The following is a 25119-nucleotide window of genomic DNA, read 5'->3' on the forward strand; positions in this document are numbered from 1 at the left end:
ATCTTACTGCACACAATATGAGCTATGATTACCGGTTGGCCACCAAATCATAGCTTATAAACATATTAGCATATTCAAACGAACCTAGTAAAAAATTGAAGTCGACTAGGTTTATTTGTCATCCCTTTCACAGCCTAACCCGCTTTACCTTATGTGAATAACCTTTTCATTTTAAAATGTTATTCACAAAAACATAAATAACCCATTGACTAACCGTAAGAAAAAAGGCTATGGCCATATTCGCGAAAAAGTAACCGAATCAGAGCTCATCGATTTTATCGAGGAACACAAGGATCAATATCCCGTCCAGAAAATGTGCGAAGTACTGGCCGTGCCAAGAAGCAGCTACTATGGCTCCCTTGAAAAAACGACGTCAAAACGTGAACTGGAAAACCAGGAACTCACGCAGGAAATCCAACGAATTCACCTGGAAAGTAAGGCGCGTTATGGCGCACCGAAAATCCATAAGACCTTATCAAACAACGGGGTTTGTTTAAGCCTGAAGCGTGTCCAGCTGAGAAAGGCAGGCATCCGTTCGATTACCAGGGAAAAATACCGTCCTTTCCCCTCAAAAGAAAAGGTTGTGCAGCTGGGTAATCTTTTAAAAAGAGACTTCTCTACCTGCACAATCAATGAGAAATGGGTGGCGGATATTACGTATATTCCTACGGTAAAAGACGGCTGGTGCTATCTGGCCTCTGTATTGGATCTGCATTCAAAAAAAATTGTTGGCTATTCTTTTTCTCGTTTTATGACTTCGGAATTAGTGATCGAAGCACTTGAAAACGCCTGTTTTTCTCAAAAGCCCCGAAAGGGCTTAATTCTTCATACCGATCTTGGCTCACAATATACCAGCAGTGAGTTTACTCAGCATGTCCAAAAATACGGAATCAGGCAGTCTTTCAGTCAGAAAGGCTGTCCTTATGACAATGCCTGTATAGAGTCATTTCACGCCATATTAAAGAAAGAAGAAGTCTATCATACCCAGTACACAGACTACCGGGCAGCGAAGCTGGCCATGTTTCAGTTTATAGAAGACTGGTACAACAGAAACAGAATTCACAGCAGCATCGGCTATCAAACACCTCAAGCTATGGAGGATCAGATTAGAAGAACCGCTTGATACTTAACTTTTTTGTGTCCAAATTATTGACTCAAATCCACTTATTCTAGTAGAGGAAGTCATAAAGAAAAGTCAGCTATTTAAAATAACGGAACAAAGATATGAAGCATTACAAGTGTATAAAGAGGAAAAAAAGAAGAATGCTTCAAAGGCGAAGCAAATTTATAATAAAAAATTGAGTGATATAGAATCAGAACAAGCGAAGATAGAGAAAAATTTTGAAAAGAAGATAACACAATTAAATGAGTCTAAAGCGAAACAATTAGCCTCTATAGAGAAATCGATGGAATACAATATCTCTTCCATGCAAAAAGACGAATCCAAAAGAATAGAAATAAATTCTGGAACAGATGAGATTATAAATAATATTAATTTAATTAATAAAGCGGTGGTTAAATATAAAAAACAAGCAATCCAATTGAATTTTGATAATGATATAAAAAATAAAGAAATAGAAATTAAAATACTTGGTTTAACGACTAACTTAGAAAAGGATAAATGGAATTTTCAATTTAAAAAAGGAACTATATCTAAAACGATACTCAAAAACAAAATTAGCAATCTAGAGTTTGCAGAAAAAACAGAAAGAAACAGGTTGAACAGAGTTGTATCCACAATGGAAAAAGAAAAGAACAATCAACTTCAAAATCTATCTGTAACCGCTAAAATAAAGTGAACAGTTTTTGCTCACTTCCAATGAACACTTTTCGCCTAAAAAATCATTCCTGTAAACTGGGTTTATCAGTTTGTAGGAGGAGCAAAATGGAGGAAAAGTTAATGATATATCTAGAGATTCACCAATTAACTAAACAAAGATTAAGAGTTTCTCAAATTGCTAAAAGATTAAAGATTTCCCGAACTACTGTGTATAAATATTTGGAAACGACTTTTGAAGAAGCTGTAAATGAATTTGATATTGGTGAACGAAAAAAGATATTGGATCCCTATCGGGATTGGATTGTCAATTGGCTGAAGGATTATCTTCCCTCAGTGGAGCTCAGATTTTTGATTGGCTACAGGAAAGATTTCCAAATATTAAAGTCGGAGAAAGCACAGTGCGACGCTATGTAAATGAAGTAAGAGAACTGTATCAAATCGAAAAGAAAGAAGAATCACGTGAATATGAGTCTGTCGATGAACTACCACCAGGAAAACAGCTGCAGGTGGATTGGGGACAAGGTGTTCAAAAGGATATGTATGGTAAGGAAATACGCCTCTATTTCATTGCGTTCGTACTAGCACATTCCCGACATAAATATATGTGGTGGCTCAACAGACCCTTCACTACCGAGGACACCATGCGCTGTCATGAACTAGCTTTTCAATATTATGGTGGTGTCCCTGAAGAAGTTGTATATGATCAGGACAATTTGATTGCGGTAAGTGAGAATGCAGGAGACCTAATCTTGACTAAAGGATTCCAAAAATATATTCAGCAAAGAAAGTTTCGAGTGTATCTATGTAGAAAGGCTGACCCTGAATCTAAAGGGAAAGTCGAGAATGTCGTAAAATACCTAAAGAACAACTTTGCCAAGAACCGAGTGTATTCTACACTGGAAGATTGGAACAACCGTAGCCTAAAATGGCTTGAAAGAACCGGAAACTTCAAGGTGCATAAAACAACTAAAAAGAGACCTTGCGAAGTGTTTCTCCTGGAAAAGCAACACTTGCGAAAGATCTCTAATCAGCTTTCTTACGAAAGCAACTATACTGAAATTATAACAAGGAATGTCAGTAAGGACAATACGGTGCAATTCAAATCGAATCGATATTCTGTACCTGTGGGTACATATACTAGACAAGCAATAGTCCATTTACACATCGCTGACTATGTACTGAAGATTTGTAACCCTTCCACAGGAGAAATTATTGCGGTGCATTCTATCTCTCAAGATAAAGGGAGACTAGTCAAGAATAGGAACCATTCTCGTGAGCGTTCCAAGTCGCTCGAGTTATTAAGACAAGAACAGATTGACCTTCTTGCCCATGATAAACAAACTACATAGATAAAGTCAGCAAGGATTATGAACCTTATCGTTGAGACCAATTCACACTAATTAAAAAGTTGCTTAAGAAACAAGGAATGGGTCCACTTAGTGCTTGAGAAGTGATAGATGAATGCCTGTACAGCGACAATAGCTTCCGTGATGACGTGGAATTTCTCAAGCAAACATCACTTGATCAGCAACACAAAATGATGGAAGAGAGCGACAAAACCCCAGTAGATATAGAGGTTCAGACTAGAGTTATGGATCAATACCTCCCAATTGATGGGAGGAAAATAAATTAGTAAGAGTAACAGCAATCCTTTTGGCAGTTAATGATGTGGGAAACTGCAGATGGTCTCTCCGATATCCACCGCAAGGCGGAACAGAAATCTTGGACCTATCTCGAGTTATTAGAAGAATTAACCACGTTTGAACTTAAAAAGCGAGAAGAGAAAAGTATTGAAAAGCGATTGAACTGGGCACGATTCCCTTACCATAGACCGATTCATATGTTCCGAGTTGAGGAACAAGACGCAATTACTGAAAGGCAATTAAAGCAGTTACGTGAATATGAGTGGCTTGAACAAAACTATAATCTCATACTACTTGGGCCGCCAGGTGCAGGCAAGACGCTACTTTCCTTGGGACTTGGTATTGAAGCAATCTATAAGGGATATATTTCATAACAATGGGTGAGTTGATTCAGTTACTTAAGACAGAGGAGTACGTAAACAAATCTAAGATCCAGTTGAAGCGCTTGCGCGCTTCTGATCTGGTCATAATTGATGACATCATGTATATGGCAATGGATCAACGAGAAGCTACCCTTTTCTTTCAATTAGTCCACCAACTATACGAGCAAAGTTCTTTAATTTTGACATCTAATAGAAGCCCTGAAGAGTGGACAGAGATTGTCGGAAATCAAGGAATGATGACCGCAATATTGGATCGATTATTGCATCGTGTCGAGGTTATTCATATGAATAATGAAAGTCATCGACTGAAGAATCAACATGTCCAACTAAGTGTAGCCTATCCAACTCATTTAAAAACCTCCTTAAAGGTGTACCTTCCCTGGGTAAACCTATTTTATTTATAAACCAAACTCTATTGCAGGTGGGTTCTTATGAGTGTTTGTAAAGCAACGAGCTTTAGAAAATCAAAAAGTACTGTAACAAAAGTAAGTAACAAGAATATTATATATAGACATAATATCACCTGTCGCAATAAGGTAGGTTTTAACGAAGACAATTGTAGGGAGTTGTCTTCGTTTTATTGAGCCTTTAAATACTTAAAACTTATAGCCCTCGTACCAATTAGTTGAACTAGCATAAATGTACCTTCTCCTTTAATATTTTTTCTTTCTACCCTTCTTTCTAGAAGGGTTTTTTACCTAAATAGATAAGGTGTACTTTTAAAGTACACCTTATCTGGACAGAAAAATTAAGATCACGTACACTAGATTTAAAACAGATGAGGAAAAGCCACTATGACAAACCGAGCCATTATTGATGAATATGATCTGACTCCGTCTTCTCTTGACCGGTGGATCAACCAGGAACTGAACAGTAGGAGCTTTTAGAACTCCGCAAGGAACTAAAACAGCTAAGAATGGAGAACGACATTTAAAGCAAGCCGCGCTGATAATGGGACGAAAGTAAATAGCATTAAGCAAAATAAAGACAAATACTCGGTATCAGCAATGTGCAGCGTCCTGCAAATCTCACGTAGTACGTACTATTATTATGAGGATAAAGAACTTCAGTTAGAAGACGAATTGGCCGTATCATGAAGGAGCGAGGGCTAGTTTCTTCCTATACAGTAGCACAGTTTAAGCCACAGAAAACTCCCTGTAATGAGTCGGCTCAGAAAAACGAATGGAAATGAAAGTTTCAGCAGGCAGAAGTAAAAAAGTAGTCGTCAGTGATTTAACATACGTAAAGTCAAAAATAAATGGTATTACGTATTATTGATATGCTCCCCTTAAAGTAGACAGACAAAAAACAAAAAATCTGTTGCTTATCTTTGTCACTCTCTTTAATCACGAAATCATTGGTTACAGCATAGGACCCAACAAAGATGCGTGCCTTGTCGCACGAGCTTTCTCTACTATTAAGGGTGATCTGTGTAGCGAGTTTAAAAACCAGCTGATCGACCAACGTTAGCGGCCTTCCGGATTGGCTGCTCTTTAAGTATGAAAGCTGTCGGGTAACGCTATAGTGGAAGCTACATTTAAAATCATTAAAACAGAATGGAAGGGGGATCCGTTTTCTTTCCAAACTTCCTTCTTATTAGCAGGGCATATCTTCAAAAAGGTGTATCCATTTCAGCTTGAAGGAATCACACAAAGTGTAAAAAACCTTACTCGGCTGAGTAAGGTTTTTTACACTTTGTGATTAATGAAGGGTTAATACATTATATGCAGATATATATAATTTTCTACAAATTACATTAGGAAATTAAGATTAGTTGTAATTCATTTAAATGAGCAATTTTTAGGACTTTCCCTAGATAATAAAAGATACTTTTTATGTAACAATCTGGAGAAATAAACCTTTAGTGGAAAAAGGGGTAGCATTCCTCCAATGAATGAACTTTTAAGATCAATTTTATATTCCAAGAAGGATTTATAACATTTATTAATTGGATTAATCAAATAAAAGAGTCATGTGGAATGGAGCCAACAGGCCATTATTGGCTTAATTTAGTTTATATTCAAAAGGGGGAACAAGCTTAAATTCGATATGGTTAATCCCTTACACGTCAAGCATAAGCATTGTACACTAAGCGGTTTGATTGGCATACTAAACCTCTTTTTCCTAGTGAAGGAATTCTAACTCCTATCTACATGACTTATAATCGCCAATTACCAATATCTCTTTAGATTCATCCATAAAGTCTAAGAAATTATCATTGTCATAAACTTTTCTTAAATCTCTTACGGTTGCTGTACATTTTATAACTCATCCAAATTTAATAAAGTGTCTTCCAGCTCAGGAGTTATAGTTACAAGATTTGGATCAATTTTAATTTCCATTGCTATTCCCCCAAATTTCAAGAGATTCCTTTTTATTTTTACATTGTCCTATTATCCTCTTTTATTAATCCAATCAAACACTTATTCTCTCCAATAACAGAACAGCAAGCAGAGGAACAGGCTTTTTCTGTTAAGCAATCTTTTGAAAGAACTGCACGGACTAAAAAGTAACTTGCATCAGTATTGTTTGAACTTTTTATTGAATGAAGCAAAGCTAAAAGACCAATTTGATTTAGGAATCTTTTCTAAATCCCTTCACTTTAAATGTTATTAAGATATTGTTTCTTCACAGCATCATATACCCAATAAATAACGTAGCTAGCAATGTAACCATATTTAATTGACCCTCCGTCTGGTTATATGAGTGTAAATAACCCTATTAATAGATGTGGCGACCTTAGAATTAGTTTAGACAAAAATTTCCCCGAATAAGGTATATAGTTGATTTTGCAGTAAGTGTTCAAAATCCTACAAATGCGACAAGATTTCAAGAAATTCTTAGAAAATTTCTCACTAAACTTTAGCCGAATAAAACGAGGTTATAGAGTTTAGACAGTTCGCCCAGCATGCTTGCCAAACAAAGCTAAAAACAATATAGTTTCTATTTCTAACCCACTTCTGTGTTAGAAATAGTATTAATAATTTTATGGTAGGTAGAAAAAACGAAAATCACGAAGAACAAGGTGCTTAGATAAACCAAATTCAGAGAGGTCGCAAAAATTATTATGGGCATGGTTGGGCCCTTTGGTCAATTACTAAAATCTATAACATAAGAGCGTTACAGGAGGAGTATGTTAAGGTGTAGTAGTCAAAAAAGCTTTAACTTGGGAAAAGGATATAAAAAATTTAAAAAAAGAAATTATGGAGCAAAATACCTCTAAATAATAAAATTACTTTACCGATAAAATAAAAGGAAATTGTATTGTATATACAAGCTCTAAAAGTTGTTCTGGATAAATAAAATTGGCTGCTTTTAGTTTTTGATTAATAAGTGCTGTTTCAGTTGAGAAAAAAAACTGTAATAATACCTTTTGATTTCTTCTATTCATTATAAAGACACCAACTTAAAAAATGGAAGAAAAAGTATTGGTGTAATGGGTATATCTCTTATTTAATCTTAAATACATCATTTTATTATCTGTCACGAACAGTATTAATAAGTAAAGAGGGGATTATTCCATTAATCGTGTAAAGTTTAAATTTACTCAATAGTTCATTAGGGTTAAATTTTTTATGTTAGAAACAGTTATTTATACCAGATAGGCGAATCAGTACAGGAGATGACACCAATGAAAATGAATGTAAGAAAGAAATTATTTGCAGGATTTTTTTCAGTTTTGATTTTATTAGTAATAGTAACAGCTATCACAAATTATCAGTTTAGAACTGTTGATGAAAGTTACACTGAGGCTATTGAAGATCGCTTTGGTAATTTAAATCTAATTTCTAAAATGGAAAGAGCAATTCTCGAAGAACAAATTGCTCTGCGTGGTTACCTTATAAATGGGAACGAAGAAAGTCTAAATCAATTCGGTAATTCAGCAGAAGATTTCAAATCAAGTTCAGGAGAATTTTTAAACTTAAAAATTTCCTCTGAAGCGAGAAAATTAATTGAAGACTTGGTTGAAGTAGAAAAACAATATCAACAAGTGGGAAAAGAAGCAATTGAATTTAAAAAACAAAACCGTTTAGATGGTATTACAAGATTGATGCAAGAAAAAGGAAATGCAATAACTCAAAAGATTAATGAAGTTGGAGAAAAGGCTCGTATATATCAAGAAAAAAATCTAATAGAAACAAGTGATAATCTATCTCACCAAGTAAGTGTTATCAGAAACCTAATACTCTTTATAAGTGTAGCAGCATTCATTTTAGGGGTAGCTATCGCAATATATATTGGTAAGATTATATCCAAGCCTGTTCAATTAATTTCTAAATCCGCAGAGCAAATTGCTGATGGGAACCTCTTAATAGATGAGATTAACATTAAGAATAAAGATGAAATCGGTCATTTAGCTGTTTCCTTTAATAGGATGACCAGAAATTTGAGAGATTTAATTCACCAGGTAAGTAGTACATCAGAGCATGTTGCATCATCTGCTGAAGAATTATTGGCAAGTACGGAACAAACTAATTCTGCAACTAATCAGGTTGTCACTTCGATACAAGAGATTGCAGGAGGCGCTGAAATTCAAGGTAAGAATACTGAAGAAAGCGTAAAAGCAGTCAGTGAAATGGCAATAGGTATTCAACGTGTTGCGGAGTCTATTTCAACTGCTGCAAAATCTTCATCGCATACTACTCAGCAAGCTAAAATAGGTAATGAGTACATTCAAAAAGTAATAGAACAAATGACATCAATAAATAATTCAACAAATGACACAAATCTTGTAATTAAAGAATTGGATAATAAGTCTGCACAAATTGGTAAGATCATTGAAGTTATTACGGGAATAGCTGACCAGACAAACTTATTGGCTTTAAATGCGGCCATTGAATCCGCCAGAGCTGGGGAACACGGTCGAGGATTTGCAGTTGTAGCAGACGAAGTAAGAAAATTAGCGGAGCAATCAAGAGATTCTGCTAGTAAGATCGCTCACTTAATACAAGTCATACAAAATGATACATTACGAGTTGTTGAATTGATGGGTAAAGGAACAAATGAAGTAAGCCAAGGTATGCAATTGGTCGAAGAGACTGAAAAGACCTTCAATCTAATTTTGAAATCTGTCGAAAACGTTAATTCTGAGATGCAGGAAGTATCTGTTATTACCGAACAAATGTCAGCAAGTGTGGAGCAGGTCAATTCTAAAATCGGTCAGGTTTCAGGAATTGCAAAAACTTCTATAGAAAGTACATCAGAGATTGCATCGGCTTCTGAAGAACAGTTAGCCTCCATGGAGGAAGTTGCTTCTTCATCATCAGCATTAGCCAGAATGTCAGAAGAATTAAGAAATTTAGTTGGGAGATTCAAGGTATAATTAAATGAGACTATCATTATGCATTAAATATTGTAATGTAAAGAGCAAGAAATTATGGAAATGATCATTCAGAAGAATGTAATCAGTTTATAGTAATATATTTAATCAGGAGAGAATGCTTCGAAAAATAAAAACATTCATAATGAGTTGTCGAACTTAGCAATACGAAAAAAAATTTGAGAAACATCAAATCATCTACTTTTCCACAGAAGAAGATTTCATGTCATTATCGGTGATCATCTTTCTTTGCATTCAGTCAATTAATGTAAGAGCGTCATTAATAAATGACATCATTTATAGAAACAAAACTAAAGATGTTTTAGATTGTATACCTAGCATAAGCGGATTAAATCTATAAGCCTTTCAAACTACAAGAATTGTTTGACGTAATAAAAAGAGACAAACGTGTTAAGTCACTTAACCAGGTCATGAGAATCTGCCATTTATTACTGCAGGTTATTAGAAAATGGAATACTCTGATCACATTAGAAATACTGAAGAAGTTTTCCTAAGTAATAACCTAACGATTGCCATTTTTAGTAATACTTTTTACAGAGGTAATAAATGCTGTGCCGATGAACATTTAACAGTTTTGTATTGTACACATAGTAAATACAGCAGGAGTCGTTTTTTATTATACACAGAAAAACATAAATGACCACGTTAATTCAGGTAAGATTAGATTCTCAAGAAACTTTTGCTTCTGAGTTCTTGAAGTAGAAATTATGTTACCCGTGTTAAAAGGTAAGATTGATTATGATTTTATCGAAGAAAGTTGTGCACCAACTGAGAGTTAAAAAGGATATAAAGTTAACATTATAGAACATATCCAGTTGTTAAACAAGAAGTTATAATATTAACCCCACCTAGAAAAATTCTTGGTGGGTTTTTTTTGGGGGGGGGAATCCTTTTAATTTTTGGCTATGTTAAAGGTAAAGGTTGATTTTTTCAAAAACACCCTTAAGATTAATTTTTTCCGGAAAGGATTTGCATACGATGGTAAAGAAAAGAAAAACAAACCAAATTAAAGATGTGTGGATGAATATGTCGCTTGCTTAGTGACATACGGCGGCGGCAAAAGTTATATCTATGAAAAATTCAATCCAAAGTTTGCTAAAATGGCTGTCACTTCTTGCGGACTTACTACAACTTTCGTTTGGGAATTCATGCAAAAGTAAAAGCAAATTAACTCCTACACAACAGCTGGCATTACTGACAAACAATTTACCTTGAATGATATAATGTATTTCAACTAAATACGGTGATTTTGGTTTTGTTTTTTTTGAAAGATTGAGGAGCGTGAGTACCGTGTCGGAAACAGAGTTTGTTGAACTTCAAAGAAAGGTTTTTGGCTTATATAAATTAGGTAAATACGATGAAATTCATTCACTGATTGAAAAAGTACAGGATAAATTTCCCGAAAAATTAGATAAAACAATCTTTTGGAGGGCTTGTGCTTATTCTGTTCAAGGTAAGCAAGAAAACGCCATCGCAGCTCTTAAAGATGGTTTGCAAAAAGGAATATGGTGGAACCCTTTGACATTAACTCGTGACCAAGATTTAAACAACCTCAAAAACATCGAAGAATTTGAAACGATAGTAAATGAGTGCCAGGAAATATTGGAAAGTCGTAAACATAAATCTAAACCTCAGCTGTTTATTTACGGAAATGATAAATCAAATACAGGATTAATCTCTTTGCATTGGCGTGGTTCAAATGTGAAAGACTTCGCTCCTTATTGGTTTGACAACAGAGAATTTCTTTTTGCATTTCCGCAATCATCACAGGTCTTCGGATACAACACTTATTGCTGGGACAATCAAAAAATTACAGTTGAAGAAATTACGGCATCATTCAGGGAATTCAAAGAAAAATTTAATACAAAGCAGGATATTATGGCTGGTGCATCGCAAGGTGGGAAATTAGCGATTGAACTAAGTTTAAATGGAAATGCTCTTGGGACAAAAGGATTTATAGCAGTTATTCCTGCAATTAAAGATGTGGCTTCCGTTGAAAGATTATTAGTTGGAAATGGAAACAAAATTAAGGGTTGCATTATCACTGGAGATAAAGACCCTTTTTACAATAAAACAGTTGAATTAGTAAACCTTCTAGAGGAAAATGAATTTCAATGCAAATTGCTGGTCAAAGAGGGTTTAGGTCACTTCTTCCCTGCTGATTTTGCTGATTTATTAAAAGAAGCCATTGAATTCATTCATTCATAAATCTAAAAAGTAAATATTGGATAACTAAAAAGAGCTTGATATTACTCAAGCTCTTTTCTTGTGATTTTAATGTGAATTACCCTGCGAAAATTTAGTGATTATCCCTGTTTTTAAGACTGCTAAATGGTGTTTTACACCCCCAAAGTAAACCCGTTAGGGTAATCCTGGTGTCTTTTCTTTTGAATATTATATAGATCAACCTTCGCCTTTAACATAGCCTAATTTTTTGCATTTTCCAGCTATACTAAACATTGCTGAATTAACATAAACACTGGAATGTCAACCCAAATGGGCAAATTTTATAAGGCCTACCTCTTAAAATTCACTGGTAATAAATATATATAAAAGGGAAAGGTAAAGAAGGTAATTTCAAAAATGTTTATAGAAGGCAAAACGAATATTATACTGTTTCATTTGAAGCAAATATTTTAAAGTCTTTTATATTGATGAGTTGGAAAGCGTCAAGTTAGCCGTATCTAAGGCTACTAAGAATTAGAAGTTTACGTTTGAAAGAGGTTTTATAATTCATTAAAATAAACGAATTAAAGATGAAATCGAATACGATTATCTTACAATGGTTACCTTAAAAATACTATTAAATTTTAAGGGGGATTATATTGAACGAAAAACGTATAGAACATTTCAATGAAATTGTGAATTTAAGAAAAGAGTCAACGGAAGCCTTATTGAATTATTGGGAATATTTTACTTTTTATACCTCTTTTGAGTATTGGTTATTGGTAGGGTTCTTTTTAATACCATTGATCATTCTTATTAAAAAAATTGATAAAAGTAATATTTTTTTAATCGGTTTTTTTGGATATTGCATCCATATTGCTACTTTATATTCAAATTTATTAGCTGTTAATTTAGGTTTATGGAATTATCCAATTCAATTAATACCAACAATGCCCAGTTTTTCACTTGACTCAAGTCTTATACCTGTAACTTATATGTTAGCTTATCAATGGACAATGATTAAGAATAAAAATTATTATATAACAATTTTTGTGGTATCAGCGTTTTTTTCGTTTATTTTTGAGCCATTGATCGTAAAATTAGGAATGTTAAAGATGTATGGTGAAATTACTCATGTACATACTTTTTTTGTGTATATTTTTATAGGTCTATTTGCGAAATTCACTACAAATATATTCTTATGGCTTCAAAAAAAATATGCTAGTTAGCATAATCTGATTTTCAATATCAAAATATTAGTTTAAGTAGGAATGAGAAATAAACCTTTCTAGGAATAATTCGTTAATGTTCTTAAATTTTACCTTTTTAAATATTTCCTATCTGAAAGCTAATATTTTATAAACTTCTTGTAAAATTACTACTTAACGAATCTTGGAAAAGTGCTTAAAGCGGAGACATTGATGTTATATTAATTATCAAAAGTAATGTCTATACACTGAAAATGGTGATTCAGCAACTTGATTTGAAGAAAAGGGACTTTTACTTCTTGATAAACTGTAGAGAGACAAAATTTATCAATAAAAATATCCAGAGGATTAAAAATTTCGCAAGTGATTTCATCGTCTTTAAATACCAAATGAGAAATCCAAAAAGAGTTTATTTATTTTCCTTTCCAATAGCAGTTACTATTGCCTTTGTTCAGTACATATCAATAGAATAAATAAGGACCAGTTGACAAATAATAGGATTAACTCAAAATAAAAGGAAGATGATTCTATGTCAGACACAGGAAAAATGCCAAGAGAAGAAGGAATGGACCATAGTATAAGCCTATTGAGAGAAGGCTATATGTACATAATGAATAAACGCCACAGTTTTAACTCTGATATATTTGAAACCCGTTTACTTGGAAAGAAAGCTATCTGCATGGGTGGTAAAGAATCGGCGGAACTTTTTTATGATTCTGAAAAATTCAAAAGGGAAGGGGCAGCACCAAACCGGGCGATACAAACATTGTTTGGCAAGAACGGTGTTCAGGCGTTAGATGGCCAAGCTCACAAACATCGCAAAGAAATGTTTATGTCAATCATGTCTCCTGATGAACTTATTAGGTTAACTAGCATTACAAAAAAACAGTGGGAGATAGCAGTAACTAATTGGGAAGCAATGGATAAAGTTATTCTTTATGAGAAAACGAAGGAACTTTTGTGCCGGACAGCTTGCGAGTGGGCCGGCATACCAATTCATGAAAGAGAAATAAAGGATTTAACAAGAGATTTGGGGGCGATGTTTGAGTCAGTAGGGGCTGTTGGACCAAATCATTGGCGGGGAAGAAATGCACGTAATAAGGTCGAAAAGTGGATGGAGGAACTAATTGAAAAGGTTCGTCAAAGGAAAGTTAATCCACCTGAAAATACGGCATTACACAAATTTTCTATGCAGCGAGACTTAGAAGGAAGTCTTCTTGACACAGAAAATGCTGCTGTCGAAGTAATTAATATCTTACGACCAATTGTGGCAATTGCAATATTTATAAATTTCATAGTTTTAGCAGTGCATCATTATCCAGAAGAAAGAAATAGGCTTCAATCCAGCGATGATAAATATGCTCAGATGTTTATTCAGGAAGTTCGTCGTTTTTATCCATTTTTTCCATTTGTCATTGCAATAGTAAAGAAAAATTTTACTTGGAACAGTTATCAATTTGAAGAAGGAACCTTAACTCTTTTGGACATTTATGGAACAAATCATGACCCTGAAATTTGGGATAATCCAGATGTCTTCAATCCTACTCGCTTTTCCGATTGGGAAGGGAGCCCATTTAACTTCATACCCCAGGGGGGCGGTGATTATTTTTTAGGACATCGATGTGCAGGTGAATGGGTAACGATTGAGATTATGAAAGTGAGTCTTAACTTTCTTGTGAATCAAATGGAATATGAAGTCCCTGATCAAGATTTAAGTTACAGTATTGTATCCATGCCGAGTATTCCCCATAGTAAAATAATAATTAAGAATGTTAGACGAAAAGTATAGTTTCCTTTAGAATGGTTTGTTTTTAGTTAGTAGGGAAGTAAAAAAGCCGATTCCGTTATGTATGAAAAAAAACACTCATACTTATTCATCATAAAATTGAGTTATAATGAACTGATTTACAGATTAATGGTGTATTTGTTAATTATTCACAAGTACAATATGTAAGCTATAACATGTTGTGGATAAAGGTATTAAAAGTATGTTGGAGCATTTCCCTTTCATTTTCGTGAATATGAATGATAGAGAAATGGCATTAGCCAATTTACACTTTAAAACGTTCTAGTCGATAATATGCATATTATTCAGTAATGGGAGCAGCAAACTCGAATCAATTGCTTTTCTGCCACCACTTTTTTATATGAATTTTCCCATGTGTATGATATGTAGCAATACATAGTAAATAGGTTTTGCTTTCTTTTAAAACGAGTGGATTAAAGCATGCCTGGCTAAAATTGGAGCGTTTTTTAAGTTGTTTCCGAAAAATTCAGGAAGAATTCAACAATATGTAAATCAGTACTAATAACACACTTGGTACAAGTGATCCAGCTAATTTGTAAAGCAGGCTAAGTGGTTGTTTTGATGATTATAGTCCCAAAATAAATCTTTTGGGACTATTTATTTTTAGGGTTTACCTATTGATTAATTGATACTTCACATTTGCTAAGTATTGATTGAAGAAACAGGATGTAGAAGCGCATGAAAAGCATTAGTAAATGATGGAACCAATCACTTTTATAAAAAACCTTTAATTTAAAAGGCTTATACTTTACTCAATTGAATCCCCTAAATTTTTAGCAACAGCCAATTGTTTTTTTGTTTCCTGGGATTCTCTTAATGCAAGAATTAAATTCTGATCTCTTTCTAATTGCCTTTGTTCCTGACGTTCTAATCGTTCTAGTATCTTTATATTGAATTCTTCTTGTCTCTTCATCAAGGTCAAAAGGGGAGATTCTTCTTGTTGTAGCGTTGTTGTATCGGTAGGAAATATAGATAAATTGTGATGATATAAGTGCGCTATATGGGTTATAGATTCTTCTACAGATGTACTATTGTTCCTTAATGCGGTTAAGTGTTTGAAGGCGGTTAGATCGACGTCAGTATAGCGTCTATGATCTTTACTATCTCTTTCAAAGACATAGCCCTTTTCTTCAAGCATCTGAGAATACTTTCTTACCGTTACTGGTTCTGCTAATATCTGTTTGGCTATATCGCTAGATGTATATCTTTTTGTTTTTTCCATATCGGATTCACCTCGCAATATACATTCCATGCAACTAGATAAATTCCCTATTGATGCGATATAAATTTAAAACCTTTGTGATAGCATAGAATAAAAATTTAGAGGTGTTTTATTTGAAGAAAAATGACCATTATCAAAATTTATTAAAAAGACTTTGTGAAGCTAATAATATTCGAAAACCAAGATTCGAAACTCTTGAAGGTTCAGTCATTATCCATATTAAAAATCAATTGAAAGAAGGAGTCGATTTAGATAGTTTTAAAATTCTAAATTTGGTACTTCAAACAATTGTCCCCCTAAGTATAAAGTTCAATCAGCAATTATATTTGTATCCAAATGGAGATAGATTGGATAGAGTGACAATTACTTTTAGTGAAGATGATTATATAGAGCTAAACAGAAAACTAGAAGAAGGAGATTTTAAGGCTGATCTCTAGAATTACAAAAAACGCATTTAAGCGTTTTTTTTATTTTTAAGATTTTTAATCTGAAGATAAAACTTAACGAGGAAGAAACCGTAGGGAGCATTAAGGAGTTGATAGATTCTCTATCCCCGAACCCTCTTGGCATTGTCAAAACCTTCATCGCTGTGCCCGTTGCTCCATCTTTTGATTTCTCCCTTCTGTTTGAGTTGAACAAATGACATATAGCTTTAGCTTTAGCCACTTGAACCCTTGGCTTGTAGAGGAAATTTAAAAATTGAAATAAAGTGACCGAATTATATTAATCAAGTACTCTTAATTACTAAGACCAAGTAAGACTCCCGAGTAAAAGTCAATTATTTATCTGATCTTATCCATCCGGGTATGTGGGGAAAGATGGATAATAATGAATTAAGTGACTTACATTTAAATCCAATTTTTTTAGGTTTGTTGTAAATTCCTTAATCTCAGCCGTTTTTTTATAGCCATTTTTAGTTTTCTTATATCAGATTATAAAACAAGTAATTCATAAATTTTAAGTGTTTCATGCCAAGCTAACGTTTTGCGTTCTTCCATATTCATATATTTTCATACACTTAATCCATACAAACTAAGAATCAATAGTCAATTGTCCCAAGGAAACAGCATTTCAATCTTGATGTTCAAGGTAGAGTTAGCCTTTTTTAATTTTCAAATAATACGATATTTTATATAACAAGAAGGAGGAATCTTCATTAAAATCCTAATGTTACATTGACAATTCAATTCGGAGGATCTAATGGAAATTTACTACAACTATAAAGTGAATAAAGACTTAGATAGAAAAGGGATATAGTTACAACGATAATAATTATTGAAAAACAGGAAACCACTTACAATTAATTGGGAATATATTATCTGCAATTGGAGTTTCTATTTTGGATTTTGGGCAAAAGGAGAGGAGGATAGCTGTTTTATTATTATATTATGAAAAGGATTTTTAATCGGCCTCATTAAGTTGTATAGAAGATATAAGGGCTAGTCACTAAACATACTGACATAAAGGAGCTTGGCATTATGCTATGTCAATGTAGAACTCCTACAACTGAATTTAAACTTCTATTTAAATAATATAACAGCATCCGCATTAGGTTGAATGAAAATCCATCAAGAAACAGGATCCTTTTTTGCGAAAAATAATTTCAAGAAAGAATAGATTAAGTTTATGAGAATTCGCAAAGAAAACCAATGCTTCATGATGGGGAATGACATTTTAAATCAAGTTGTGCTAGTTATGGGCCCTAATATAGATGTGGTTAGAAATTACACACACAAATATTCAATTTTGCAATGCGTAACGTCCACCATATTCCCCAATGTACTTACTATTACCAAACCAATTTGCACGTAAAAGAAGCAAAAAAGGATTGTTTCTCGGTGTCAAATCGGTAGAATTATGAAACAACTAGGGTTTGGTATTAATTATAAGATGGAGTAATATAAGCCATATAAATAAAACAGTAAAGAAGCTCCTATACGAAAGGAGTTACAACATCCGTTTAACAAAGAAGAATTGCTGCAGTTGTAAGTGATACCATACGTCCATGTCTAAAAAAATTGCATTACATTTGCTTATTTGTCGATTTTTCTAACTGAGAAAATATTGGCTATAGTTCTGGAACAGATAAGATGGGTGGCCTTGTATATAATTAGTCAGTATTAAATAGAACATTAATAATATTAAGATGTTTCATAAGACCGAGGAAAAGAGTTTGATAATAAACTACTATCCGAGACTTTAGAAACATCCGGGATTCAAAGATCCTTGAGTAGGAAGAAATGTCTGTACAATAACGCCTTGGTAGAAATAAAAGTTATTAAAACAGAAATTGCAAGCGTTGCGCACCACTGCACTACTCTAGAACAGCTAAATCTAGATTATGTTCATTAGTTCAATAATATTCGAATTCACAGAACACTAGGTTATTTAACGCTCATAGAATTTAAGAAAAAATCCGTATAAAATCTTCCAACTTAGTGTTGACGTACTAGTCATCACTAGTAAATAAACCTAATCTTTGGGTGTTACTAGAAATGTTTTTAGAAGTTATAAGATATATGAAATATTATTTTAAAGCATAGAGTATACATACTTTGCTTGAGTAAATAATTTATATTTTTTATTCTATTACTATCATTTATTTGGTTTAAAGATAAAATATATAGGGAATGTGTAAGATACTGTATGGTTTTATTTTAGGTTGCGTTTGAAAGAAAATTAAATCAAAACGTATATCTGTTTTTTGATTTGGAATTAGTATAGTTTTATAGACACAACTTAGTTAAAGTCCTTACAAAAAATAATTCATGCAAAAAATATAAGAGGATTTCAAAAAAACAGTAGTGCATTATATCATTCCGGATCCCTTTGAAGGAATGATATGATGCTCCGAAAATACCTCGGAAACTTTTTTAGAGTGGACTCTCTGTATATATAAAACGTGTACATTGAATCATGATCATTAAAAAAGTAATAATCTGTTGAATAACCAAGAAAAAAACACCTATACTCCAGGTGAGAAAAAGAGATGGAACGAATGACCTGTTAGTTAAATAGAGAATTTTCTACTAACACAATTATGAGGAATGGATCTCAGTTATTACCTATATCCATAATGAAAGAGATGTATGTTTTACCTGACTGCCAAAATGGACTTACTTTCAAAGAAGATGGTAGGTTATTCGCTTTTACGTTCCATGACAACAGATTTAGTAATAAATGTTTTAGGAAACGCTTACTCTGCTCGAATCCAACCAAAGGTTTACTTCTACATACAGATTTAGATTTACCTTACACAAGATGGAGTTTATGAATACGTTCAATCTCATGAAATTAAGCAATCATTTTAGCCAAAAAGGTTGTTCTTATGATAATGCCTGTGTCGTATCCTTTCACATTAATATATAAAACTCCAGTTAAACCTAACTTAAGTAAGGAGGACAAAATTTTGAAGAATAAAAACAAATGCATTTATTCTAATAGGCTATTTTTTGAAATAGGGAGACTCACAGATAAATCAAAGGAGCTTAAAAAAGTTTCAGTAGATTTGAAAAACAAAAGTAAGATGTTAAAAAGTATTCCTTACCATTAATCTATGACATAGAATATACTCGGAAAAGTTAGTATTAGATGAAAAGAATGAAGGAGTCTCAAGTATAATGGGTAAGGTGAAAATTGGATAAAAGTTCATAAATAAGTGGTATTGTATATTTACTCCCGATAAGGACTTTTTACAAATATATTTATCACTATGGGGAATATTAATCCTTGATAAGTATAGAGTAAAGAGGGGTTACTATAAAAACAATGAAGTAGTATTAATATTGACAACTAGTGAAGTTGCAAAGTAGAGGAATTCGTATTCAAAAGATACTCTGGGGATTTGTACAATCGCTTATTAGATAAAGGTTAAAGGACATTGAAATCCGTAAGTATTAAAATATGCGTTAGATTTGTTATAAAGAAAACAAATAGAAAATATAACTTACATTTTTAATTAAGAAAAATTCCTATTCCGATGGGATTTATTAATCAAGATGTAAACATACAGGCTGCAAAACTTTATACCGATGCATTTATACTTTATAATATTCAAAATATGGGAACAATAGGATTAATAGCTATAGATAGCATTAACTAGTGTTGTTCGTATGGATATTCAAAAAGTTTATACAAGCTTGCATTCCTCCATGGAACTCTTTATGAAGCTTTATAAAGCCAGTGCCCTTTTCTACAAGAAAAAAATTTGCGTTTCGTGCACCTTTTAGCCTTATCCTATTCAAGTTGAGTTTGTACATATAAAGCATTGTATTGAAGAATGGTTCGGAAAATCAAGGTCTCTAACAGCGATTAAGATTTGTTTGTTTGATAATCTGTATCGTAATTCTGTTACTAGTGCTTTACTAATGTTTTTTTCCCAACTCGCACAATCACATGAAGTCCGCCAGATTATATTACGTGGTTCGAAAATTGCTAGACATCATTGTGCTATTTTTAGAAAATTCCTGGTGATAGTAAGATTAATATTAAATGCTTCCATGAGTGAAGATTTGTTACATCTAAGTCAAAAGATTCGGTTTTTAATGATGAATTATTGATGTTTCGTATCGAAGATAATATAGGAATAGAGGAATAGCTTATAACGGATCGAGTTGGGTAGTGTAGCACGAAAGGATTTGGACACAACCTATACGCGATTATGAGCTGAGGCAGCAGAGTTTGCAGGAGAGGGAGCTAATAAAATGATTGTTAATGGTTGGTTAGTAGCCGCCTTCAGCACTTGACCAACAAAATTTGGCAAGGGGTTAACCAAATGTGGGTAAGTAGAAAAGAATTATTATTATGGAGCATAGCCCTACCAGGATTTGGACAGTTATTGAATGGAAAGCTGTTTAAGGGTATTGGTATAATTATATTAGAAATACTCATTAATGTTAATTCTCATTTCAATGAAGTAATTATGCTTAGTTTTCAGGGAGATATAGAAAAAGCGACTTTACAAGCAGACTACCAATGGTTAATGTTTTACCCGTGTTTGTATTTTTTTTCGATGTGGGATGCTTGGATTGATGGGGGAGGAAGAAATAATAAATATTCATTTCTCCCCTTAGTGTTTGTTGTTTATTTTGTGACGATTGGTTGTATTTATTCTTCAAAGTTTCGTTTGTTTGGAATATTATTTGGTCCAGTGTGGCTGCCAATATTAGCTGTTATACCGGGATTGGTAATAGGGATATTAATAAAAAATCTTTTAATAATATTTGTCAGCAGGAAGAGTAGACTTTAAATTAATAATGTCTTCTAATTTATAAAAAAAACGCAAAAAAGTTCTCAATATGAGAACTTTTTTCATAGGTGTTTATTAAGTTAGAAAATCAGAGAATTAATTTTTAATCTTCTTTCTTTTGAGCTAATTTTTTCCTGTTTTTAGTCCCAGGTGGTTGTTCAAGCCAATTGTACTTTATCATTATATCAGCACCACTTTTGGCATATTTCCCAATTTCTAAGGACAAACGTTCATAATTTAACGCTAAATCACTACGTTGACTAGCTGAAGCAGCAGTTGCGTAATTTCCAGTTCCAGCAGCACTTAATAAGGACATATGAAACATCATAAGTTTGTCAGAATATACTCGAGTTGTAGAACTAGTCACACACACATCAGGTGAACCTGGAGTTGTGATATTATCATCAAGCAAGGTTTGTCTAAATATACTTACATGTTTATCAGATATTTCCTTACCTCTGAACATAAAATCTTGAATTTCTTTAATAGATGTTGTTTGAGCAAAAGCTAAACATAATTTAATCCCTATTGAGTTTGTTTGTATATTTGTAAACAGGTGTGATATTTCTATGGAGTTAAGTGGGCGTTTATCTGTAAAAGGATTTAGTCCACTTAAGTAACTTTTACTGTTTATATAGTCAGTTTCACTAGGAGTCTCAATATAAGGAGCACGGATATAAATCCCTTTGTCAAGCATTACATTTAAACTTTTTTCATACAAAGAAGTTGTTTCGATTAGACCATTTGTAAAATATTCTCGGATGTCATCTCTCGCACTCATAGAAATCATTCCACTGTAACCTAATAAACCTACTTTTGCCATGTGATTAACATAAGTTAAACAAAATGTTTCTGAAAATAGTTGAGGTGAATTTATATTAACATCTCCTTCATTAAAGCCAATTGGTATAGCGTATTCTTCCTCTGTTAATAGTTGTATCAAAAATTCTACGTGATTCTTTGCAATATCATATGAAAATTGAATGATTGATTTAATCTCTGTATCTTCAATATGTGCCATCATATGAGAAAGGATAGCTTTGGCCATACTATCATTCATATAAGATGTCCAAAGAGCAGCAATTTCTGATGAGGTAAGATGAATTTTATTTAGTTCCACAAATAAATCCTCCTTAGGATTATAATTTTTATTTATATTATTTACAAAAAAAGACTGGCTATGATAAAACTTTTTTATTTTTCTTCTAGAATCCTTGTTGCCAAAGTATACTTTCTGATCATAACTAGTAATTATATGTGATTTTAAGAAATAGAACTAGTTATGGTACATACAATTTATTCACTGATATAATGACTTATTGGTATGTTGTTTTACTGCTCTGTTGTTTTAAATATGGAGGGGTTAGATTATTTAATGAGTTTTAGTTCTGAATTTTCATATAAGTATGATAGTATAGAAACTAGGATAAAGTCTCCCAACTTTCCTAATTGTCCCATCTTCTCGATTTCTTAAAAAGAAGATGGGATGGTTTATGGGCTTGACTATAATGCTTATAAATAATAAATCATAACTCAACGTTAACAATGACTGAAAGTATTTATCTTAAAATTATTGATAGATGCTTTTTTATTTTTCAATGAGACATTAGTTTTGCAATATGCTTTTGTTAAAAATATCATTTCTTTAGAAAGTTTTAGTCATATGCGCCTCCCTTAAAATGAGACTTATTTTATCTTCCAAACAAAAACAAGATTATCTATTACATAACCAAGTAGTATTTGGAAAAGATAACAATGAGGTGGTTATTTATGGATAAAAAAGAGTACTGGGAAAGAATATATGAAGAAAATATGGAATTAAATTCATTATATTCTTCATATTGGAGTCAATATTCTAACTATGAAACTTGGCAATTTTGGATAGTTATTTCATTGTTAGTAATTCCCTTGGTGCTATTGATCTCTACAGTAAACCGTAAAAATGTATTTGAATTATTTTTCTTTGGTTATACCATACATATGCTTTGGACATATATGGATTTAGCACTTAACCGAAACGGTTACTTTATTCACCAATACTATTTGACACCTTTTTTGCCTGTTTCATTGAATATAACTGCATCTGTTTTGCCCGTTGGATTTTTATTGATATACCAATACTGTTCTAATAACAATAAAAATTTCTACTTTTATGCAGTGATAATAAGTTGTTTATATGCATTTGGATTTGCTTCTATTGAGAAGTATTTTGCATTTGTGGAATTAAGGAAAGGAATGAATCTCTTTTATCTCTTTTTTTTGGATTTAGCGATAGCATTTATCTCTTACTGGTTAACAAAAGCAGTATTAAAAATGAGAATTAAGGTTAACTCTTAGTCTACATATTGAGGGGAAATAAATGAAAGTATTTAAATTAATGATAATTATATGTTTAATTATTACTTTAACCGGTTGTTGGGATAGAAGTGAAATAACTGAGGTATCTATTGTGACAGGAATGGCAGTAGATAAAGGGGAAAATCAAAAGTATAAATTAACTATTGAAACAACAACAGCAACTGAAATGAATAGAAAAACCGCACAAGGATATGCTCCATCCTATATCCAATCATTAGAAGGGAATACAATAGGAGAACTTACTCATAAGGTTAGTATATCAAGTGCAACCCGATATATATATTCCCACATGCGACTGTTGATTATAAGCGAAGAAATAGCAGAAGAAGGACTAATAAGTTTTATGGACTTTTTGTATCGTAATAGAGAGATACGAAATGATTTTAATATTGTAATCGCAAAAGGGGGGGACGCAGCAGATTTAATAAAAATTGTTAGTACAGATAAGAAAAGCTCTGCTTTAAAAATATATTCTCAATTAATGACGATGCATGAAGAATGGGGAGGAGCTCCTAATATTAAATTAAAAGATTTTGTCCACGTTTTTACTTCTGACGGGCAAGTTCCAGTACTTGCAGCTATGCGTCTAATTGGTGATTCAAAGAAGGGCGGGAATGTAAAAAATATGAAGCAAGTATCTAGTGATAATAAAGTTACTATAGATTCACTTGGGATTTTAAAAAATGGAAAACTAATCGCTTTTTTATCACTGGAGGAAATTAGAGGAATGCTGTTTCTTCAAAATAAAATAAAAAATACAGTTATAACAGCTAATTGTGGTAAGGAAAATAAAAAATACGGATTACGTATTACCCGTTCTAATACAAAAGTGAGTGCAAAAGAAGAAGATGGAGTTCCATCTTTTCGGATAAAAGTTAGGGCAGAGGGATATGTACAAGGAACAGAGTGTATTACAAATCTTGAAAACCCAGATACATATAAAAACTTTGAAAAATCTATTAATAAAAAAATGAAGCAGGATCTGACTGACTTAGTTTTTAAAATGAAAGAAGATTATAGAGCAGATATTTTTGGGTTTGGTGAGCATTTAAAGGACCAAAATTATAAAGTCTTCAAGAAATATAAAAATGATTGGGAGAACCACTTTGTTGATTCTAAGATACATATAGACTTCTACAGTGATGTAAAAAGAAGTGGAATAAGGAAGGAAAGATATATAATTAAGTGAGCAAAGCGAAGTAACTTTTTATTTTATCTACTCATTTTAAAAAAAAGGTGTCTAATTATTAAGCTGTGTTATATGGCTGATAACGCATAAAGAAATGCAGGAACTTCAAAGTCCCCTGCAATCTATTATCGTTGAATAATTAACAGATTTTAACAACAGCCCTACAAGAATGTAAAAAGAGAAACCTATACAGTGCAACAGATTTTAGCGATATCATTCTATACCTTAAGCGACAACAACAAGTTCATGATACAGCGAACGACAGCGCTGGTCTTGTTTCACCATTAAACAGCATATCCGGCTGGGTTATGGAAATGGAAGCACAAAAAAGAAATGTAGATGCCTATACAGTCTTTTTGGAGGAAGGCTCAAAGATGAATCAACACCAGGAAGTTCAAGATTTATTGAGGTCCCTTCGGTTAGCTGAGACAGCTAATCGATTACATAAATTACTAAGAGAAGCTGAGAAAAATGACTTGGCCTTTTCTCAGTTTCTACTAGATGTAGTAGCGTTTGAATAAAAACGCAGAGATGAAAAGCAACTGTAAAGGCATAATGCGGAGGATGAATAGACGTGAATGAGCGAAAGTGTCCTTAAGCAGTACTAAGTTAAACCAGTTAAAAGGGACTTAACATGGATGGAGTAGCTATATAAATATCATTTTCCTAGGACCGCCAGGAGTAGGTAAGACCCATCTTTCGATAGGACTGGGAATCGAGGCTTTAAGCTAGGGATATAAAGTGATTTTTACAACTATGGGAGATCTTATTCAG

General features: G+C 32.9%; 17 protein-coding genes and 4 pseudogenes. 18 read left to right on the top strand and 3 right to left on the bottom strand.

Annotation, left to right across the window (positions count from 1 at the left end; genetic code table 11):
- Positions 1-220: 220 nt before the first annotated feature.
- The 5 genes and pseudogenes from EM808_RS24955 to EM808_RS29875 form a co-directional block, all read left to right on the top strand.
- A pseudogene (locus EM808_RS24955) lies at positions 221-1123 on the top strand (IS3 family transposase); the annotation flags it as partial.
- A 115-nt stretch (positions 1124-1238) separates the two neighbouring features.
- Positions 1239-1799, top strand: coding sequence for a hypothetical protein (locus EM808_RS24960; protein ID WP_127741983.1), 561 nt, complete (start codon positions 1239-1241; stop codon positions 1797-1799).
- Positions 1800-1900: 101 nt separating this feature from the next.
- Positions 1901-3413: pseudogene (gene istA / locus EM808_RS29870) on the top strand (IS21 family transposase).
- A gap of 30 nt (positions 3414-3443) precedes the next feature.
- Positions 3444-4210 (top strand): annotated as a pseudogene (gene istB / locus EM808_RS24975) (IS21-like element helper ATPase IstB).
- A 405-nt stretch (positions 4211-4615) separates the two neighbouring features.
- Positions 4616-5366 (top strand): annotated as a pseudogene (locus tag EM808_RS29875) (transposase family protein); the annotation flags it as partial.
- 1672 nt (positions 5367-7038) lie between these two features.
- Here the strand turns inward: EM808_RS29875 and EM808_RS28815 are convergent.
- Complete coding sequence (locus EM808_RS28815) at positions 7039-7197, bottom strand: hypothetical protein (RefSeq protein WP_164849789.1); 159 nt, start codon at positions 7195-7197, stop codon at positions 7039-7041.
- 240 nt (positions 7198-7437) lie between these two features.
- Here EM808_RS28815 and EM808_RS24980 point away from each other — a divergent pair, with 240 nt between their 5' ends.
- The 4 genes from EM808_RS24980 (at position 7438) to EM808_RS24995 (ending at position 14310) form a co-directional block, all read left to right on the top strand.
- The gene (locus EM808_RS24980; protein ID WP_127741987.1) at positions 7438-9129 is read left to right on the top strand and encodes a methyl-accepting chemotaxis protein; all 1692 of its coding nucleotides are present in this window, start codon (positions 7438-7440) and stop codon (positions 9127-9129) included.
- A gap of 1308 nt (positions 9130-10437) precedes the next feature.
- Complete coding sequence (locus EM808_RS24985; RefSeq protein WP_127741989.1) at positions 10438-11355, top strand: DUF3089 domain-containing protein; 918 nt, start codon at positions 10438-10440, stop codon at positions 11353-11355.
- 617 nt (positions 11356-11972) lie between these two features.
- Positions 11973-12542: a CBO0543 family protein gene (locus tag EM808_RS24990; RefSeq protein ID WP_127741991.1), complete on the top strand. Its 570-nt coding sequence runs from the start codon at positions 11973-11975 to the stop codon at positions 12540-12542.
- A gap of 508 nt (positions 12543-13050) precedes the next feature.
- A complete protein-coding gene (locus EM808_RS24995) occupies positions 13051-14310 on the top strand; it encodes a cytochrome P450 (RefSeq protein ID WP_127741993.1) in 1260 nt (419 codons plus the stop codon).
- A gap of 766 nt (positions 14311-15076) precedes the next feature.
- Here EM808_RS24995 and EM808_RS25000 read toward each other — a convergent pair.
- Positions 15077-15550, bottom strand: coding sequence for a DUF3967 domain-containing protein (locus EM808_RS25000; RefSeq protein WP_164849790.1), 474 nt, complete (start codon positions 15548-15550; stop codon positions 15077-15079).
- Between the two features lie 113 nt (positions 15551-15663).
- On the opposite strand from EM808_RS25000, the gene EM808_RS25005 reads away from it, so the two are divergent.
- The 5 genes from EM808_RS25005 (at position 15664) to EM808_RS25020 (ending at position 20798) form a co-directional block, all read left to right on the top strand.
- The gene (locus EM808_RS25005; protein ID WP_127741997.1) at positions 15664-15987 is read left to right on the top strand and encodes a hypothetical protein; all 324 of its coding nucleotides are present in this window, start codon (positions 15664-15666) and stop codon (positions 15985-15987) included.
- Positions 15988-18959: 2972 nt separating this feature from the next.
- On the top strand, positions 18960-19103 hold the full coding sequence (locus EM808_RS28820) for a hypothetical protein (protein ID WP_164849791.1): 144 nt from the start codon (positions 18960-18962) through the stop codon (positions 19101-19103).
- 420 nt (positions 19104-19523) lie between these two features.
- Complete coding sequence (locus EM808_RS29880) at positions 19524-19652, top strand: YvdQ family spore coat protein (RefSeq protein ID WP_362662802.1); 129 nt, start codon at positions 19524-19526, stop codon at positions 19650-19652.
- 169 nt (positions 19653-19821) lie between these two features.
- Complete coding sequence (locus EM808_RS29885) at positions 19822-20109, top strand: DUF3231 family protein (RefSeq protein ID WP_362662804.1); 288 nt, start codon at positions 19822-19824, stop codon at positions 20107-20109.
- 215 nt (positions 20110-20324) lie between these two features.
- Positions 20325-20798, top strand: coding sequence for a hypothetical protein (locus tag EM808_RS25020; protein ID WP_127742001.1), 474 nt, complete (start codon positions 20325-20327; stop codon positions 20796-20798).
- Between the two features lie 103 nt (positions 20799-20901).
- Here the strand turns inward: EM808_RS25020 and EM808_RS25025 are convergent, their stop codons facing one another.
- Positions 20902-21918, bottom strand: coding sequence for a DUF3231 family protein (locus tag EM808_RS25025; RefSeq protein WP_127742003.1), 1017 nt, complete (start codon positions 21916-21918; stop codon positions 20902-20904).
- A gap of 650 nt (positions 21919-22568) precedes the next feature.
- Here EM808_RS25025 and EM808_RS25030 point away from each other — a divergent pair.
- The 4 genes from EM808_RS25030 (at position 22569) to EM808_RS28970 (ending at position 25077) form a co-directional block, all read left to right on the top strand.
- Positions 22569-23135: a hypothetical protein gene (locus EM808_RS25030; protein WP_127742005.1), complete on the top strand. Its 567-nt coding sequence runs from the start codon at positions 22569-22571 to the stop codon at positions 23133-23135.
- A gap of 22 nt (positions 23136-23157) precedes the next feature.
- Positions 23158-24345 carry a Ger(x)C family spore germination protein gene (locus EM808_RS25035; protein WP_127742007.1) on the top strand — a complete coding sequence of 396 codons (1188 nt, stop codon included), beginning with the start codon at positions 23158-23160 and terminating at the stop codon, positions 24343-24345.
- 374 nt (positions 24346-24719) lie between these two features.
- Positions 24720-24866, top strand: a complete 147-nt coding sequence (locus EM808_RS28965; protein WP_205685899.1) for a hypothetical protein — start codon at positions 24720-24722, stop codon at positions 24864-24866.
- Between the two features lie 139 nt (positions 24867-25005).
- Positions 25006-25077, top strand: coding sequence for an ATP-binding protein (locus EM808_RS28970; protein ID WP_412973759.1), 72 nt, complete (start codon positions 25006-25008; stop codon positions 25075-25077).
- Positions 25078-25119: the final 42 nt, after the last annotated feature.

Origin of the sequence: Niallia taxi, from assembly GCF_004005475.1 — a bacterium.
GTDB classification, from domain to species: Bacteria; Bacillota; Bacilli; order Bacillales; family Cytobacillaceae; genus Niallia; species Niallia taxi.